Origin of the sequence: Mahella australiensis 50-1 BON (assembly GCF_000213255.1) — a bacterium.
Lineage (GTDB): Bacteria > Bacillota > Clostridia > Mahellales > Mahellaceae > Mahella > Mahella australiensis.
In genome coordinates this window covers 1193759-1209805 of sequence record NC_015520.1, presented here as the reverse complement: position 1 = coordinate 1209805, position 16047 = coordinate 1193759, and the positions used below count along the sequence as shown (strand labels likewise).

Genomic DNA, 16047 nt, shown 5'->3' with positions numbered 1-16047 from the left:
TTACGGCTTTGTTTTAGGATTAAAAAGCACTGCCATTATATATCCAAAAGTCACTGCTCCTGCTATACCACCGGCAGTAGCTTTTATTCCTCCTGTAAAAGCACCTAATAATCCGGCTTTTTTTACCTCTTCAATAGCCCCTTTGCCCAACGAATAACCAAATCCGGTTAACGGCACGGTAGCACCTGCTCCACCCCATTCTACTATCGGTTCATATATACCCAAGCCAGCCATAACGACCCCCGCTGTTACGAATAATACGAGTATCCGAGCTGCTGTCAGCTTAGTGGTGTCCATCAATACCTGCCCTATAAGACATATAGTCCCACCTACGATAAAAGCTCTGACATATTCCATAACTCTATCGCCTCACTTCGTCCTGTGAATGGACACAGCGTGAGCTATGCCCGGGATAGATTCGCCCTGCTGGGAACTAGTCGGACTAAGGAGTGCTCCGGTAGCCAGAAATAGCATGCTGTTATATGTTCCATCCCACATATGCGGTATTAAGTAAGCTGCCAATACACACGCCGAGCAACCGCAGCCACTCCCCCCAGCATGAGGATCCTGTGACGGGCTGAATATCTCTACACCGCAGTCAAAATGCTTAGCCGATATGTCATAGCCAGCCTTTTTTACAAGCTCATCAGCTATGTCCTTTCCGTATCTGCCCAAATCACCAGTAATAATCAAATCGTAATCATTGGGCGTAAGGCCGGTATCAATAAAGTGCGCAATTATGGTATCAGCCGCCGCCGGCGCCATGGCCGATCCCATATCATTGCTGTCCTTTATACCCATGTCCACAACCTTACCGACAGTCACCATTGTTATATAAGGCCCCTCTCCTTGATTGGAAACCAAAGCTGCGCCTGCACCAGTAACCGTCCAATGAGCCGTAGGCGGCCGCTGGACGCCTAATTCCAGCGGAAATCTGTATTGCCTCTCTGCCGTTGAAAAATGGCTCGATGCAGCACATACTACATTATCCGCATAACCACCGTCCACCAGCATAGCCCCCAGTGCCATGGCCTCTGACATGGTAGAACATGCACCATATAATCCGAAAAACGGTATGCCGAGCTGCCGGGCGGCGAAATCGGACGATATAAGCTGGTTGAGTAGGTCACCTCCAAGCAGGTAATTTATCTCCTGCTTATCTTTGTGCCCTTTTATTATAACCTTTTCCACAGCCTCCTGAAAGAACTTAGCTTCGGCTTTCTCCCAGCTCTTTTCGCCGTACAGATCATCATCCAACACCTTATCAAAATATTGTCCCAATGGTCCCTGGCCTTCTTTAGGGCCTACGATACTAGCCGTAGCTATTACTGACGGCGCATTATTAAGCTTCACTGTCTGTTTGCCCACGCTATTTGCAGCCAAAAACTTCACCCCTTATCTCGAAAATAGTAGATGCAATATACCTAACGCCACCGAAGAGGAAAAACCATATACCAACACCGGTCCAGCTATGATGAACATCTTGGCTCCAACACCAAGTACATAGCCTTCCCTTTTGAACTCCATAGCCGGCGATACTATTGAATTAGCAAAACCCGTTATGGGAACCACAGAACCTGCCCCTGCAAACCTGCCTATTCGGTCATATATACCTAATCCCGTAAGCAAAGCGCCTAAAAACACCAGCACTATAGCCGTAAAAGCCGATGTATCGTCTTTATTCAGGTTAAAATAGCTTTGTCCAAAATTGCTTATAAATTGTCCAACATCGCATATAAGTCCTCCTACCACAAAAGCCGCTATAGCATTTCGCAGCAAATTCGGTTTGGGAATCTTATCCTTTATAAATTGCTGATATTCCTCCTGTTGGTGTTGCTTAACAGCATCCATATAATCCACATCCTTTCTTCTATTTATCGTCTGCTGTTTTATCGCTATGCGCTAACCGCGGCAGTTTTCTTTGGCATATAACGCTTTCTTTTTCATCTACGTTTTTAGAATTTATCAACCACAAACTAGGTAAAATGCAATATTTTCTGTTGTTGTTCATATACAAACTCTGCTCCATAATATGTTTTCTCATCGACATTATTCTGTACCATGGCTATAAGCACAGTTATCACCATTAAAATCATCACTATCATAAAAAGCGCAATTTTTCGGCCAACTCTAATCATAGCATTCACCTCTTTTTATCTATTTGACTCCTACATACGTTATTATTGACCTTATCGCGCTTTTTATGTAATCGACAAAAAAGCGGTTGCTCATAACAAAATGAGCAACCGCTAGTTATGCATGTACGTATCATTCTCTATGCGTATATCTATATCGCCTTTGCTTATATCATGCAGAGATTTTATAAACCTATCTATCACCTCAGTTTTAACAATTATAGACATTTTCACTCTATCTTTATAGTCTGTTCCCCCGATTTGGGCCTCAAAAGCCGAAACCAATTTTTGGATACCGCTAAGAAGATTATAACTCGTTATCACACATATCGTCTTAGCAGGCAGCATTTCCATTATACCCGCCGCATTTACAGCCAAAGCAGCAGCATGCGAGTAAGCCCGTACCAATCCGCCTGCACCAAGCAATATGCCGCCGAAGTAACGCGTTACCACTATTGCAACGTTTGAAAGAGATCTCTGTTCGATAACGTTTAATATCGGCAGACCTGCTGTCCCACTTGGCTCACCGTCGTCGCTGAAACGCCATAAAGGTGAACCGTCAACCAATATATTATAAGCATAACAATTATGGGTGGCATCGTAAAACTCGTTTCGCACATCAACTAAAAACGCCACGGCTTGGTCCTCGTTTACAACGGGCTTTACTGATGCTATAAACTTGGAACGCTTTACTACATACTGTTCCCTGGCATAATCTTTTACAGTCCTATACGTGCTTTGCATATATTATGAAACGGCAAGCAACAAATCCTTATACTTTTTATACGACAAGCTTACCAGAGATTTGTCCTGGCTATACGTTATCTTCCTTATAGCCTCATCGATAGGAAAATAGCCACCATCAGTAAATCCCTCTTCCTTGTTTACATGGTACTTATCATCCAATGCGCGCATTATATACCATGTTATCTGATTACATACAGGGCATTGTCTAGATATAGAAAAAAATTCGTAACAGGTTTCTCCCGCCGTTGAGATTATCTCAGCACCTATACCGGCTTCTTCTTTCACCCGGCGCAATGCCACCTCTGTAGCGAGATTCCCGTTACGAATCACACCCTTGGGCAATACCCATTCGCCCTTATCATTCTTTAGTAAAAACACTTTGTCGTCATTGAAGACCACACCGCCAGCGCAGTTTCTCATCAGCATTCTTTATCATTCCCCCTAGAATTATATTTTCTAGTTCCTACTTTAATAATAACTCATATCCAAAGAAATTTCAATAGGCATCATGGAATTTTATTAATACACAATATTCCAGAAGCAATCCGTTACGCAATGTCATGAAGCCATCGCAGTCTGAAGAATGTTTCTTGTACGCTTAGCTGCTCGCTCCACTCGAACAGGCTAACGCCCGCAATTCGCCTCCATGCTCAAGCGGCCTGCCTTCGGCCTCCATGCCTCCGGCCACGCCTGTTCTTCGTTTCGCTTGCAGAGCGTACAGCGAAACGTTCTAAGGCCTGCTCCTGGCTTATGCCGTTGTTTCCGCGGTGCATGCTGTATTATATTTACCATAATTTGCTTCAATAAAATTACATGCGCCCCAACCTGCAATATTTTTTGAATTTGGCGACTTATTATGATAAAATAAATTTGTTTATAAAATAAACGAAAGGATGTACCCATGACCATCGACGAAGAACTGAAAATATTGAAAAAGGGTGTAGCTGAGATAATCAGCGAAGAAGATCTAAGGAAAAAGTTAGAAAAGTCTCATCAAGAAAATAAACCATTGACAATAAAACTGGGGTTGGATCCCAGCGCCCCCGACATACATATGGGTCATACCGTAGTGCTGCGGAAATTGAAACAATTTCAGGACCTCGGCCATCAAATAGTCCTGATAATAGGTGATTTTACAGGTATGATAGGTGATCCTACCGGTAAGTCCGAAACACGCAAACAGCTTACCAGAGAACAAGTATTAGAAAATGCTAAAACCTATCAAAAACAAATATATAAAATATTGGATCCTGACAGAACTATAATACGCTTTAACAGTGAATGGCTGGCCAAATTAAGCTTTGAAGATGTTATAGTGCTTTGCTCCAAGTATACTGTATCGCGTATGTTGGAACGCGAGGATTTTAAAAAGCGCATGGAATCGCAACAGCCTATATCAATACATGAATTTTTCTATCCACTCATGCAGGCATATGACTCTATAGCTTTAGCCGCTGATGTAGAATTAGGGGGCACCGATCAAAAATTCAATATACTCATGGGCCGCACCCTTCAGAGGGAATACGGTCAAGAACCGCAAGTGGCTATGCTTATGCCTATATTAGAGGGTACCGACGGCGTTAAAAAGATGAGCAAGAGCCTTGGCAATTACATAGGCATCAATGAATCCCCGGATGAAATATATGGTAAAACCATGTCTATACCAGATGAGCTCATCATACGATATTATGAATTGCTGACCGACATACACCCAGACAAACTAAACGAACTCAAAGAGCAAATGGAAAGCAGCCTGTTAAATCCACGAGATGTCAAAATGGCACTGGCCAAGGAACTAGTTACGCTGTACCATGGTGCACAAGCAGCTCAGGCCGCGGAAAAACAATTCGTGAGCATATTTCAAAAGGGCGATATACCAGATGATATAGAAGAGATAAAGGTGCCTGCTGATGTGCTTAAGGACAGCATATGGTTGCCACGCTTTTTAGCTGATCATAAATTAGCTCCCACATCCAGCGAAGGCCGCCGTCTCATACAGCAGGGGGCTGTAAAGATAAATGGTCAAAAATCCTCCGAAGAAAATGTACGGCTCAAATCCGGTGATATAATACAGGTAGGCAAGCGGCGGTTTGCTAAAATACTGCCCATGGACTAGCACTATGCGCCTTCCTATCTCATATATTAATGAGAAGGGAGGCGTTATAATGTACAGGCTTTATAGTTTTAAAAAGAGGCATAAGTGGAATTTATTTATAGCATTGATCGTTGCAGTCGTAATATTTGCATTGATTTTTGAATGGATAGACCGCAGTATAGCCCCTACCGTGTTGGCATTATCCTCGGCCAAAGCCAGGGTGATAGCCACGCAAGCCATAAACGTTGCCGTAAACAAAAAACTTGCCGACGGCATACCCTATGATCAGCTCATAACAGCCATAACCGACGACAACGGGCGTGTTACCATGTTACAAGCCAATACTATGCGTATGAACAAGCTCAGCTCAGAAACGGCTCTGGCCGTGTTGGATGAAATGAAATCGGTATCATCCACTATTGTAAAGGTACCGATAGGTTCGGTATTGGGAGGGGACATATTGGCTGGCAGAGGGCCGTACATAAATATTAAAATACTTCCAGTAGGTTCTGTAGTAAACGACTTTGTGACCGAGTTTGAAAATGCCGGCATTAATCAAACCCGGCATAAGATATATTTGCGCGTAAAAGCCCATATAAAGGTGGTAATACCGTTAAACAGCCAGGAACTCGAGGTCGTAAGCCAAGTACCCATAGCCGAGACCGTCATAGTAGGCAATGTACCGCAAAGCTACGTAAATCTTCAGGAACCAGACGCCAAAAGCGATGCCTTGAACCTGTTGCCTGACTTAAACGACTGACTGTTAAACCTCAACATAGTCGATTATATAATTATCGTGTATCTTGAAATCGTATTTTGCACCTTCGCGTAAGTCTTGCGCATTTTTATACACATCCAATAATAGAATACGCTGAGTCCCATCATCCTGCATTATGAGTACCTCGTAATAAAAAAGCCTGTTATCCTTATAGACCGGTTCATCGCTTATGCTTATCACACGGCCTCGCTCAGTGCGCGATAAGCCGGTCAATATTTCCTTCACAAATCCTCTGTAGCATAAGGTGGGCGTCGCCTTTATTCCCCATATAAATATATCTATACAAACGCCTATTATAAGAATCAGCTGTCCGATCCATTGAGCATTGTTAACAGCAACATATATGGCCGCTATAAGAAAGCCTATAAATATAACAGCCGTAATAATAACTATCGTCTTTACACGCCCACTGAGTTTTTTAAGATCTTCCTGGCTATACATTAAAATTTATATCCCCTTTCGTTTTCCATTCATCATACATCTGTTCAACAGTTTTTTTATATATAGGATGCACCGCATTCTGCGCTATATCGCATAAAGGTTGCAACACAAACCTTCTCTCGTGCATACGGGGATGAGGCACTGTCAGTAAATCATCGTTTATTATAAGGTCATCGTAAAATATTATATCTATATCTATTGTACGCGGCCCCCAGCGTATAGTGCGGACACGCCCCAATCGCTTTTCTATATCAAGGCAGACAACCAGCAATTCGCGCGGAGAAAGCGTCGTATCGATAGCTACAGCCGCATTTAAAAAGTCGGCTTGATCGGTATAACCCACTGGGGCTGTATTGTAAGTCGGCGATACTTTGACGATCTTTATAGCTTCATGCCCGTTCAGCATATCTATAGCCTCTCTTATATACCTATCCCTATCGCCGATATTAGAACCAAGAGCCAGATAAACCCTGTTAACCTTGGCGCTCATCTGTCAATCGCATCCTTTCTATCTCCACCGCTACATATTTTACATGGCTACGGATAGGTGCCCACGGCTTTTTAACTACAACTTTTATATTTTGTATTTTCGGATAATGTTGCAGCAAACGATCGGCTATATCCTGCGCTAAAGCCTCTATAAGATTATAACTATGGCTGGCAATTATGTCTTCTATATCACCGCATACGTGCCCATAATGAATCGTATCGCTTATATTATCGCTGTGTCCGGCTGCAATAAGATCAATATCCATTTCGACCGATATCAGAAACATCTGCCCTAATGCTTTTTCTTCCGAGGCCACACCATGATAAGCGTAAACCTCCAAATCCTCTATGATTATCTTATCCATTCATCTCACCATAGCATCGGTCATAACAGCTACGCGTTTATTGGGCCTGACATCATGAACGCGCACGACATCCACGCCCTTTACTATACCTACAACCGTTGTGGCAAGCGTGCCTTCCAGGCGGTCGTCAACGGGCAAATCCAGCACCTTACCTATGAACGATTTACGCGACGTTCCAAGCAGTATCGGATAATCCAATCGTTTAAATTCCTCAAGATGTCTCATAATAGCGAGATTATGCTCCCACGTCTTGCCAAAACCTATGCCTGGGTCTACGATTATATTTCCTGTATCAACACCGGCATTTAGAGCGATATCTATGCTCTGTTTTAATTCCGTCAGCACATCTTCTATTAGATTATTATAAACCGCTTCATTTTTATTGTGCATCAAGCAGATCGGCACCTTATATTTTGCTGCGACAGCCGCCATATTCATATCGGCTTTAAATCCCCATATGTCGTTTATCATATCAGCGCCAGCTTCGATGGCAGCTATAGCGGTCTTTGCCTTATAGGTATCTATCGATATTGGTATATCTAATTCCCGAGCTAAACGTTGTATGACCGGTACAACACGGTTTATTTCCTCATCAGTCGATACAGGTTTAAAACCCGGTCGCGTGGATTCGCCACCGACATCTATTATATCTGCCCCTTCTTCCACCATCTGCCTGGCCTGGGCTACAGCGCTGTCTATATCGTAAAAATGGCCACCATCAGAGAACGAATCGGGAGTAACGTTCAATATACCCATTATATAAGTGCGCTTACCCCATTGCCATTCCTTATCGCTTATCAATATAGATTTATGCATACATATACCGCCTCAATAATACAGATTTATCTTTCCGCCGTTTGCAAAACGTTTACATTGATCGCGCACATTGCAATCAATGCATAATCGCGACATTTTATCGCTTTTATAGATTATTGAGCTCAAGAAAGTGCTCTGAGTGCCACTTTTTCTATGATCGCGGATAGCTTTAAGCATAAATTCCCTTTCTTCGGCATCAAAGCCGCAGTCTACCAATATATCGGCTGCCAATTCAGCACTGGCCTCAGTATGCTCGGTACCCTCCTCATATTCCTTCCATCTTCCTATGTCATGCAGCAAAGCAGTAGCATATATCATATCTTTCTTCATTATTAATTTATTTTCTAATACCAATATATAGGCTATCCTCGCCACATCTATAGCATGTTGAAGATCGTGGCGGCAAAAAATTCTATCCTTCTCATCAGTTGCTATCCTCTGCATGTATTCAACGTATTTTGGATGTTGCAGGATTTTATCTACCCTTTCCAATGTTACTACTTCCTCCTATCCCTTGATCAAAGCAAAAGCCTCGGCTCTCGATTTGGCATCTCGCCTGAATATGCCTCTCACCGCCGAGGTTACGGTGGTGGTACCCGGCTTCTTTACGCCCCTCATACTCATGCACATATGCTCAGCTTCTATCACGACAACTACGCCTTGAGGATCCAGACACTCCATTAATATGTCAGCTATCTGACTTGTAAGGCGTTCCTGAAGCTGCGGCCTGCGAGCCACCGACTCCACTACCCTTGCCAGTTTGCTCAAACCCGTTACTTTACCTTTTGTCGGTATATAAGCAACATGCGCCTTGCCAACAAACGGCAAAAAATGATGTTCGCACATGGAATAAAAAGGTATATCCTTTACCAATACCATTTCTTCGTGATCCTCGTTGAACCATACTTCGAGATACTTTCGAGGATTTTCTTCGATACCGCTGAACAATTCGGCATACATCCTGGCCACTCTTTTGGGAGTATCCTTAAGCCCCTCACGTTCAGGGTCTTCGCCTATAGCTTCTATCATCATGCGCATAGCTTGTTCAATCTTTTGTTGATCTACCATTCCACCGCTCCTGAAATTAAAATAGCTTATTTATATTGTACTACATTATGCGATAAATTTCATAATAAATTTTTGAAAAATTCGTATATTGGCTTGCTTTTTGCTCACAAAAACAGGGCCGGCTATAATACCGGCCCTTTCCGTTAAGCAGGCTACACTATTTTATAAGGCTGCTGTTTCTCTCTCTTCACAAACACCATCATAGTTTTTTATAGTGCTTGCCGGGCATTTATCCACGCACTCGGCACAATTGGTGCATTTATCGTAAACTATATGCGCCAGATTATTCTCCAGCACTATAGCGTTTTCCGGGCACTTGCGCACGCATATATTGCATGCAATGCAACCCACTTTGCAATAACCCCGCACCAACTTACCTTTATCCAAAGACGCGCACAATATCACAACGCGCTTTGACTGAGGCACCATTTGTATAATACCCTTCGGGCAGGCCGCAACGCATATGGTACAGCCTGTACACCTTTTCTCATCGACGATCGCCACACCGTTAACTATATCTATGGCGTCGAACGGACAAGCCTTAACGCAATCGCCAAAGCCCAAACAACCATATCCGCAGGCCTTGCTGCCGCCACCTAATGCATTGGCCGCGGCACAGCTTTCTATACCCACGTATTTATACTTTTGAGCGGCCGCCTCCAGGTCACCCTGGCAAAGCACGCGTGCCACCTGTTTCTCGCCAGCCTGCGCTTCCACTCCCATGATGGCTCCTATCTTTTCGGCGCTGGCAGCCCCGCCGACAGTACAAGCATTAACAGGAGCCTTCCCAGCCACTATAGCAGCGGCCAACCCATCGCATCCCGGATAACCGCAGGCGCCGCAATTGGCGCCCGGCAGTGCCTCGCGCACCTCATCGACGCGCGGATCTTTTTCCACCGCAAAGCGCGATGAAGCAAAAGCCAGTATGGCTCCGAAAATCAATCCCAATCCACCCAATGTAACCACAGGGATCAATATATCATTTATATTCATAAATATCCACCTCGTTTATTTGACCAGTCCTTGGAAGCCCAAAAACGCCAGCGACATAAGGCCGGCAGATACCAGCGCTATCGGAAAGCCTTTCATGCTCTCGGGTATCGGCGCAAAATCCATTTGCTCCCTTATAGCCGCAAAAAGCACTATGGCTAATGTAAAGCCCAAAGCACCGGCTATACCGTTGACTAGGCTCTCCAAAAGATTATACTGATATTGCATATTCAATAGGGTAACGCCAAGCACAGCGCAGTTGGTGGTTATAAGCGGAAGATATATGCCCAGCGCCTGATAAAGCGTAGGACTGGTCTTTTGTATAACCATCTCCACAAATTGAACCAACGTCGCTATAACCAATATATAAGCTATGGTCTGAAGATACTCCAGGCCCAATAGCTCAAGCAGCGCATATTGTACTACATAAGTCACCACCGAAGCCATGCCCATGACAAATGTGACGGCTATGCCCATGCTCAGGGCCGTTTCCACACGCTTGGACACTCCCAGAAAGGGGCATATACCCAGAAAGCGCGACATAATAAAATTATTTACCAATATGCCGCTAACCACTATATAAAACAAACGCCCAGCGTCCATCAATGGCTCCCCTCTTTCTCTGCATTATCCTTTGGTTTACGCGTAAGATAGTTTATAAGGCCTATCAGCAATCCCAATGCCATAAAAGCACCTGGCGGCATGATAAGTAGCAGAGCCGGCTCATACGATGCTCCGAATAGATTTATGCCGAATATACTGCCGTTGCCCAAAATCTCCCTTATGCTACCCAATATAACCAATGCCAGCGTAAAGCCTAATCCCATACCCAGGCCATCGGCTATAGAGTTTACCACCGGTTGCTTGGACGCAAATGCTTCAGCGCGTGCCATTATGATGCAGTTAACCACTATAAGTGGTATGAATATGCCCAGCGCCCTGTCCAACTCTGGCAAAAAGGCTTTCATTACCATACCTACTATTGTAACAAAGCTGGCTATGACCACGACAAAAGCCGGCATGCGTATCTTTGGCGATATGAAGTTTCTCATAGCCGATATCATAGCATTGGAGCCCACCAGCACGAAAGAGGCAGCTAAACCCATAGCAACGCCGTTTGTCGCATTTGTGGTAACGGCCAATGTCGGGCACATGCCCACCACTAGCCTGAATGTAGGATTTTCATTCCATAATCCATTAACGAAATCCTTTATAACGCCTTTCATCATTGTCCCCCCTCCTGAACAAGCAACTGCTGCACATCATTGTCATTGCTCAATACCTCGCTATAAAGCTTCATAGCCGTATTGACGCCCTCTGTCACAGCCTTGGATGTGATAGTAGCTCCAGATATGGCCTGTACCTGATTATCATTAGCCTGACCGCTCTTTATTACCTCAAGCGGTGTATCGACCTTTTTCCCTTTGAACTGATCCTTGAATTTAGGCTCGCTCGCTTTGGCCCCCAGCCCCGGCGTCTCGGCATTATTGCCCACGTATATACCCGTCAAAGTACCGTCGGTAGATATGCCAACCGTCAGTTCTATAGCGCCACCATAACCGGAGGGCATAGTCTTTATAGCATAACCTACAACTTGTCCGCCTTCTTTAGCCTGGAACGCCTGGCTTACCATGGCATAATCCGGGCTCATCGCCTTTATTTTATCGGCATCGAGCTCTATAAATTCGGTATCTTCAGAAAATACGGCTATGCGGCCTTGGGCATCCATTTTCTCTATTTGAGCCTTTATAGGTTCCCTGGTTATGGCATTGACTACCCCCAACGCCAATGCCGCTACCGCCGTTATAAGAAGGAGTTTAAAGCCCAGATTCAATATATCACGCACGGCCTTTCACCTCCCCGAATTTTTTTGGCACAGTATAACGTTCGATAAGCGGCGTAGCCACATTCATAAACAATATAGAATAGGATACGCCTTCGGGATAACCGCCATATAGCCTTATAACCACCGTTATTATGCCGCATCCCAGGCCCATGATGATCTGTCCCAACGGCGTGACTGGTGATGTAACGTAATCTGTGGCCATGAAAAATGCTCCCAGTATCAGGCCGCCGCCGAGAACATGATAAAGCGGTTGGCCCGTAAATGCCCCATCCGGCCCCAGTATCCATGTTAAAACACCTACCGTAGCCATATATACAAAAGGTATCCTCCAATTTATGACCCGCTTATAAAGCAGATAGGCTGCACCTATCAAAAGCGCCAGGGCCGATGTCTCGCCTATGGTACCGCCTATATTGCCTACAAACATATCCATAAGCGATGGCAACTGCCCCGCAGCCTCCGTACCCTTCAATATGGCCAACGGCGTAGCTGTAGTCACAGCATCGACCCCGGGCTGCACCCATGCCGTCATTCTCACCGGCCATGAAGCCAAGAGAAAGGCTCTAGCAGCCAACGCCGGATTGAGAAAATTATAGCTTAAGCCACCGAACAATTGCTTTACTATGGCTATGGCGAACGCAGAACCTATAACGGCCAGCCACCACGGCGCCGTAGGCGGCAGATTAAATGCCAGCAAAAGGCCCGTTACCACAGCGCTCCAATCGTTTATGGTCACCGGTTTCTTCATAAGGTATTGTATCAACGCCTCGGTCAATACCGCAGTTGCTATCGATATTCCTATTATAAACAATGCCCTCATGCCAAAGAATATGGCCGCAGCTATAATAGTCGGCACAAGCGCTATAACCACATCGAGCATGATGCCGGAAACCGAACTCTCCGACCTTACATGCGGCGAAGACGACACAACAAGTTGTTCATTCTCCATCATTCTGCCCCCCTATCAACCGGCTTTACGGCGATTAGCCGCTATAGCACGCTTAGCCAACCTTATAGACTCCACCAGCGGCCGCTTGGCTGGGCATTCAAATGAACAGCACCCGCATTCTATGCAGTCCATAGCATTATATTGCTCGGCTTTGTCATACATACCGGCCAGCGCATACCGGCTTATATACAACGGCAGTAAACCCATTGGGCATGCCTCCACACAGCGTGCGCATCGTATGCATACTTGAACCTGCGGTGCCTGAGCCTCTTCCTCTGTCAATACCAATATTCCAGATGTACCTTTTATAACAGGCACATCGAGCGAATACTGAGCTATGCCCATCATCGGCCCTCCCATTATCACCTTACCGGGCTTGTCTGCAAATCCGCCGCATTCATCTATGAGCTGCGAGAAAGGCGTACCTATGCGCACCATGAGATTGGCCGGCTCCTTTATCCCCCTGCCTGTAACCGTCACCGCGCGCTCTATAAGCGGCATACCTGTCTTGATGGCCCTGGCTATAGCAGCCGCTGTGCCCACATTATCCACCACCGTACCTACATCGGCCGGCAGTCCGCCCGACGGTACTTCTTTGCCCGTAATAGCTTTTATAAGCTGTTTTTCGGCACCTTGTGGGTACTTGGTCTTCAACGCCACCACTTCTATATTATTCGCATAACCCGACGCTGCTTTAAGCATAACCGCTATAGCATCGGGCTTATTATTTTCTATGGCTATAATACCCTTGCTCACACCCAAAGCCTTCATTATAGCTCTGGTACCATATACCACATCGTCAGTTTGCTCTAGCATAAGCCTATGATCACATGTGAGATACGGCTCGCATTCGGCACCATTTATTATAACCAACTCCACCCTCTTGTCGGGCGGCGGTGACAGTTTGACATGCGTAGGAAACGCGGCTCCTCCCAATCCCGCTATACCGGCCTCTTTTATAACATCTATTATTTCTTTATCCGATAGCTTATCGATATCACCCTTAGGCTGTACATTTTCATCCACCGTATCCTGTCCATCCGATTCTATCACCACGGACATGACCTGCTGACCGCTAGGGTGTAACCGAGGCTCTACGGCCACTACCTTGCCCGATACGCTGGCATGCACCGGCACGCTGACAAAACCGCCGGCTTCGCCTATTTTTTGGCCTACTTTCACTTCATTGCCCGCCTTAACCAACGGTTTACACGGAGCACCCACATGTTGTTGCAGCGGTATCACCGCTATTCGCGGCAACGCGGCTGGTCGTATGGGCTTGGAAGCCGTAAACTCTTTATTATACCTTGGATGAATACCGCCCTTAAAAGTCACGGTCTTCACGTTCATAATCCCCCTATCATCCTTTCCTCTTAATTTATCTCCCCATTTGATAAATGACAATCCTCCTTATTATAACGCATAATACCGTTAAAGTGAAGGGTTACAGAATATGTCGGAATTATCTGAACATAATACAATATATAAAAAAGCGCCCCGTTCGAGGCGCCATAAATCCAAATAATCTTATGCTTTCATTCCTGTTAAAGCTATGCCTTCTATTATATACCTTTGCCCTATAAGATATATTATGAGTACTGGCACTATAGCTATAGCCGACGCTGCCATCATAAGTGTCCAATCTGTGATATACTGGCCTTTGAATTGATTGAGCAGCATAGGCACCGTAAATTTCTCAGGGGTGTTGAGGTATATCAACGGCCCCATGAAGTTATTCCACGTGCCCATAAAGGTGAATATACCCAACGCCGTCATAGCTGGCACTATGAGAGGAAGGGATATCCTCCAATAAATCGTCCAATGATTAGCTCCATCCATAATGGCCGCCTCATCTAATTCTTTCGGCAAGCTCATCATGAATTGTCTGAGCAAAAACACACCAAAAGCGCTGAATAATGCGCCTGGCACTATGAGCGGTAGATGAGTATCTATCCATCCGAGATACTTCATCAATATAAAAGTTGGTATCATTGTAACCTGGCCCGGTATCATCATAGTAGCCAGGAATATTGTAAACAATACATCGCGTCCCTTGAATTTTAACTTAGAGAAAGCATAAGCGGCCATAGAAGCGGTCAATAGCTGGACAGCCACAACTATAACCGCTATCTTTATGCTGTTCAAATAAGCATTGCCAAACGGCAGCGCATTCCACGCATTAGGATAATTCGACCACATTATGGGATCCGGTATCCATTTAGGAGGTATGATAAATACCTGCCCAAAATCTTTAAGCGATGTCGATATCATCCATAAAAATGGTATTATCATGGCAGCCGACCCCAATATCAATATCGTATGCAATATGATCTGCGATATAATACGGCTGGTCTTAACTGATCGTGGAGCTGTTACTTCCAACGCCGTGTTTTCATTCTGCGCCATAGAATTCACCCCCCTTATATCTCATAATTGACCCAGCGATCGGAAAATTTAAACTGGATCAACGTTACTATCAATATCATTACAAACAGCATCAAAGCTATGGCACTGGCTCTACCCATATAAAACTCTTGGAATGCCGTATCCCATACCAAATAGACCAGTGTAGTACTGGCTTTAGCCGGCCCACCACCAGTCATTATATACGCCTGATCGAACACTTGGAATGAACTGATAACCGCCATTATAGTCAGAAAGAATGTGGTCGGCGATATAAGCGGCAATGTTATATGCCTGAACTGCTGCAGAGCGTTTGCACCATCTATAGTAGCGGCTTCATAATAGCTGCGAGGTATACCTTGCAGTCCGGCAAGAAATATAGTCATATTGTAACCCAATCCCCACCATATTGATAATATAGCTATTGCAGGCATAACCCAGCGCGTATCGGTTAACCACTGCGGTCCTTTTATACCTACATAAGATAAAAGCTGATTTATGAGACCGAAATCGCCATTATACATCCACAGCCATACCATACATATAGCCACTGAACTAGTAACCTGAGGCATAAAATATATAGTCCTGTATATCATTTTACCTTTAACATTGTTTAAGATGACTGCTAGTACTAAAGCCAGTATTATTCCTACTGGTATGGTTAAAACGCTGTAATAGAGAGTATTTTTTAGTGCTATCCAAAAATCCGAACCGCTGCTGAATATATCTATGAAGTTCTGAAATCCTATAAAAAGCGGTGTCCCTACAGCATCCCATTGGAAAAGACTCAATACAATAGCAGCTATTATAGGGCCTATCGAAAAAACTATAAGCCCTATGACCTGCGGCGCTAAAAACAAAGCTGCCCAGGCACCATCATGAGTGGATTTTTTAATCTCGTCCATCTATTTACCTCCTCACTCTT

Annotated in this window: 22 protein-coding genes; 2 read left to right on the top strand and 20 right to left on the bottom strand. The window is 44.8% G+C overall.

Features of this window, described 5'->3' with window-relative positions; genetic code table 11:
• The 6 genes from spoVAE to MAHAU_RS05815 all read right to left on the bottom strand — a co-directional run bounded on the left by spoVAE (window position 1) and on the right by MAHAU_RS05815 (window position 3308).
• Window positions 1-357: a stage V sporulation protein AE gene (gene spoVAE / locus MAHAU_RS05835; protein WP_013780800.1), complete on the bottom strand. Its 357-nt coding sequence runs from the start codon at window positions 355-357 to the stop codon at window positions 1-3.
• A 12-nt stretch (window positions 358-369) separates the two neighbouring features.
• A complete protein-coding gene (gene spoVAD / locus MAHAU_RS05830) occupies window positions 370-1383 on the bottom strand; it encodes a stage V sporulation protein AD (RefSeq protein WP_041643890.1) in 1014 nt (337 codons plus the stop codon).
• Window positions 1384-1395: 12 nt separating this feature from the next.
• The gene (gene spoVAC / locus MAHAU_RS05825) at window positions 1396-1851 is read right to left on the bottom strand and encodes a stage V sporulation protein AC (RefSeq protein WP_013780798.1); all 456 of its coding nucleotides are present in this window, start codon (window positions 1849-1851) and stop codon (window positions 1396-1398) included.
• A gap of 125 nt (window positions 1852-1976) precedes the next feature.
• Window positions 1977-2138, bottom strand: a complete 162-nt coding sequence (locus tag MAHAU_RS15735) for a hypothetical protein (protein WP_013780796.1) — start codon at window positions 2136-2138, stop codon at window positions 1977-1979.
• Window positions 2139-2249: 111 nt separating this feature from the next.
• Window positions 2250-2879: a YigZ family protein gene (locus tag MAHAU_RS05820; RefSeq protein WP_013780795.1), complete on the bottom strand. Its 630-nt coding sequence runs from the start codon at window positions 2877-2879 to the stop codon at window positions 2250-2252.
• A gap of 3 nt (window positions 2880-2882) precedes the next feature.
• Entirely contained in the window at window positions 2883-3308 is a 426-nt protein-coding gene (locus MAHAU_RS05815; protein ID WP_013780794.1) for an NUDIX hydrolase, read from the bottom strand.
• 475 nt (window positions 3309-3783) lie between these two features.
• Here MAHAU_RS05815 and tyrS point away from each other — a divergent pair, with 475 nt between their 5' ends.
• Entirely contained in the window at window positions 3784-4998 is a 1215-nt protein-coding gene (gene tyrS / locus MAHAU_RS05805) for a tyrosine--tRNA ligase (protein ID WP_013780793.1), read from the top strand.
• Window positions 4999-5047: 49 nt separating this feature from the next.
• Window positions 5048-5737, top strand: a complete 690-nt coding sequence (gene yunB / locus MAHAU_RS05800) for a sporulation protein YunB (protein WP_013780792.1) — start codon at window positions 5048-5050, stop codon at window positions 5735-5737.
• Between the two features lie 3 nt (window positions 5738-5740).
• On the opposite strand, the gene MAHAU_RS05795 is transcribed toward yunB, so the two are convergent.
• From MAHAU_RS05795 to MAHAU_RS05730, 14 genes are all read right to left on the bottom strand, one after another.
• Window positions 5741-6196 carry a hypothetical protein gene (locus MAHAU_RS05795; protein ID WP_013780791.1) on the bottom strand — a complete coding sequence of 152 codons (456 nt, stop codon included), beginning with the start codon at window positions 6194-6196 and terminating at the stop codon, window positions 5741-5743.
• Window positions 6189-6686, bottom strand: coding sequence for a 2-amino-4-hydroxy-6-hydroxymethyldihydropteridine diphosphokinase (gene folK, locus MAHAU_RS15850; protein ID WP_013780790.1), 498 nt, complete (start codon window positions 6684-6686; stop codon window positions 6189-6191). Before folK ends, MAHAU_RS05795 begins: the two co-directional genes overlap by 8 nt.
• Complete coding sequence (gene folB / locus MAHAU_RS15845) at window positions 6670-7050, bottom strand: dihydroneopterin aldolase (protein ID WP_013780789.1); 381 nt, start codon at window positions 7048-7050, stop codon at window positions 6670-6672. The genes folK and folB overlap by 17 nt, the downstream gene beginning before the upstream one ends.
• On the bottom strand, window positions 7051-7866 hold the full coding sequence (gene folP, locus MAHAU_RS05780) for a dihydropteroate synthase (protein ID WP_013780788.1): 816 nt from the start codon (window positions 7864-7866) through the stop codon (window positions 7051-7053).
• 12 nt (window positions 7867-7878) lie between these two features.
• Window positions 7879-8358, bottom strand: coding sequence for an HD domain-containing protein (locus tag MAHAU_RS05775; RefSeq protein WP_013780787.1), 480 nt, complete (start codon window positions 8356-8358; stop codon window positions 7879-7881).
• Between the two features lie 15 nt (window positions 8359-8373).
• The gene (gene folE / locus MAHAU_RS05770; protein WP_013780786.1) at window positions 8374-8934 is read right to left on the bottom strand and encodes a GTP cyclohydrolase I FolE; all 561 of its coding nucleotides are present in this window, start codon (window positions 8932-8934) and stop codon (window positions 8374-8376) included.
• A 162-nt stretch (window positions 8935-9096) separates the two neighbouring features.
• The gene (gene rnfB, locus MAHAU_RS05765) at window positions 9097-9927 is read right to left on the bottom strand and encodes an RnfABCDGE type electron transport complex subunit B (protein WP_013780785.1); all 831 of its coding nucleotides are present in this window, start codon (window positions 9925-9927) and stop codon (window positions 9097-9099) included.
• A 15-nt stretch (window positions 9928-9942) separates the two neighbouring features.
• On the bottom strand, window positions 9943-10527 hold the full coding sequence (rsxA, locus tag MAHAU_RS05760) for an electron transport complex subunit RsxA (RefSeq protein WP_013780784.1): 585 nt from the start codon (window positions 10525-10527) through the stop codon (window positions 9943-9945).
• On the bottom strand, window positions 10527-11153 hold the full coding sequence (rsxE, locus tag MAHAU_RS05755) for an electron transport complex subunit RsxE (protein ID WP_013780783.1): 627 nt from the start codon (window positions 11151-11153) through the stop codon (window positions 10527-10529). The genes rsxA and rsxE overlap by 1 nt, the downstream gene beginning before the upstream one ends.
• Entirely contained in the window at window positions 11150-11770 is a 621-nt protein-coding gene (locus MAHAU_RS05750; RefSeq protein ID WP_013780782.1) for an RnfABCDGE type electron transport complex subunit G, read from the bottom strand. The genes rsxE and MAHAU_RS05750 overlap by 4 nt, the downstream gene beginning before the upstream one ends.
• Window positions 11763-12719, bottom strand: coding sequence for an RnfABCDGE type electron transport complex subunit D (locus tag MAHAU_RS05745; protein WP_013780781.1), 957 nt, complete (start codon window positions 12717-12719; stop codon window positions 11763-11765). Before MAHAU_RS05745 ends, MAHAU_RS05750 begins: the two co-directional genes overlap by 8 nt.
• Before the next feature lie 15 nt (window positions 12720-12734).
• On the bottom strand, window positions 12735-14069 hold the full coding sequence (gene rsxC, locus MAHAU_RS05740; RefSeq protein ID WP_041644386.1) for an electron transport complex subunit RsxC: 1335 nt from the start codon (window positions 14067-14069) through the stop codon (window positions 12735-12737).
• A 177-nt stretch (window positions 14070-14246) separates the two neighbouring features.
• Entirely contained in the window at window positions 14247-15125 is an 879-nt protein-coding gene (locus tag MAHAU_RS05735) for a carbohydrate ABC transporter permease (RefSeq protein ID WP_013780779.1), read from the bottom strand.
• A 14-nt stretch (window positions 15126-15139) separates the two neighbouring features.
• Window positions 15140-16027: a carbohydrate ABC transporter permease gene (locus MAHAU_RS05730; protein WP_013780778.1), complete on the bottom strand. Its 888-nt coding sequence runs from the start codon at window positions 16025-16027 to the stop codon at window positions 15140-15142.
• Between the last annotated feature and the right edge of the window lie 20 nt (window positions 16028-16047).

What these genes read in the sequence shown, in the direction of transcription:
- spoVAE (WP_013780800.1), bottom strand. Translation starts at nt 357, where the DNA reads ATGGAATATGTCAGAGCTTTTATCGTAGGTGGGACTATATGTCTTATA.
- spoVAC (WP_013780798.1), bottom strand. Translation starts at nt 1,851, where the DNA reads ATGGATGCTGTTAAGCAACACCAACAGGAGGAATATCAGCAATTTATA.
- MAHAU_RS15735 (WP_013780796.1), bottom strand. Translation starts at nt 2,138, where the DNA reads ATGATTAGAGTTGGCCGAAAAATTGCGCTTTTTATGATAGTGATGATT.
- MAHAU_RS05820 (WP_013780795.1), bottom strand. Translation starts at nt 2,879, where the DNA reads ATGCAAAGCACGTATAGGACTGTAAAAGATTATGCCAGGGAACAGTAT.
- MAHAU_RS05815 (WP_013780794.1), bottom strand. Translation starts at nt 3,308, where the DNA reads ATGCTGATGAGAAACTGCGCTGGCGGTGTGGTCTTCAATGACGACAAA.
- tyrS (WP_013780793.1), top strand. Translation starts at nt 3,784, where the DNA reads ATGACCATCGACGAAGAACTGAAAATATTGAAAAAGGGTGTAGCTGAG.
- yunB (WP_013780792.1), top strand. Translation starts at nt 5,048, where the DNA reads ATGTACAGGCTTTATAGTTTTAAAAAGAGGCATAAGTGGAATTTATTT.
- MAHAU_RS05795 (WP_013780791.1), bottom strand. Translation starts at nt 6,196, where the DNA reads ATGTATAGCCAGGAAGATCTTAAAAAACTCAGTGGGCGTGTAAAGACG.
- folK (WP_013780790.1), bottom strand. Translation starts at nt 6,686, where the DNA reads ATGAGCGCCAAGGTTAACAGGGTTTATCTGGCTCTTGGTTCTAATATC.
- folB (WP_013780789.1), bottom strand. Translation starts at nt 7,050, where the DNA reads ATGGATAAGATAATCATAGAGGATTTGGAGGTTTACGCTTATCATGGT.
- folP (WP_013780788.1), bottom strand. Translation starts at nt 7,866, where the DNA reads ATGCATAAATCTATATTGATAAGCGATAAGGAATGGCAATGGGGTAAG.
- folE (WP_013780786.1), bottom strand. Translation starts at nt 8,934, where the DNA reads ATGGTAGATCAACAAAAGATTGAACAAGCTATGCGCATGATGATAGAA.
- rnfB (WP_013780785.1), bottom strand. Translation starts at nt 9,927, where the DNA reads ATGAATATAAATGATATATTGATCCCTGTGGTTACATTGGGTGGATTG.
- rsxA (WP_013780784.1), bottom strand. Translation starts at nt 10,527, where the DNA reads ATGGACGCTGGGCGTTTGTTTTATATAGTGGTTAGCGGCATATTGGTA.
- rsxE (WP_013780783.1), bottom strand. Translation starts at nt 11,153, where the DNA reads ATGATGAAAGGCGTTATAAAGGATTTCGTTAATGGATTATGGAATGAA.
- MAHAU_RS05745 (WP_013780781.1), bottom strand. Translation starts at nt 12,719, where the DNA reads ATGGAGAATGAACAACTTGTTGTGTCGTCTTCGCCGCATGTAAGGTCG.
- rsxC (WP_041644386.1), bottom strand. Translation starts at nt 14,069, where the DNA reads ATGAACGTGAAGACCGTGACTTTTAAGGGCGGTATTCATCCAAGGTAT.
- MAHAU_RS05735 (WP_013780779.1), bottom strand. Translation starts at nt 15,125, where the DNA reads ATGGCGCAGAATGAAAACACGGCGTTGGAAGTAACAGCTCCACGATCA.
- MAHAU_RS05730 (WP_013780778.1), bottom strand. Translation starts at nt 16,027, where the DNA reads ATGGACGAGATTAAAAAATCCACTCATGATGGTGCCTGGGCAGCTTTG.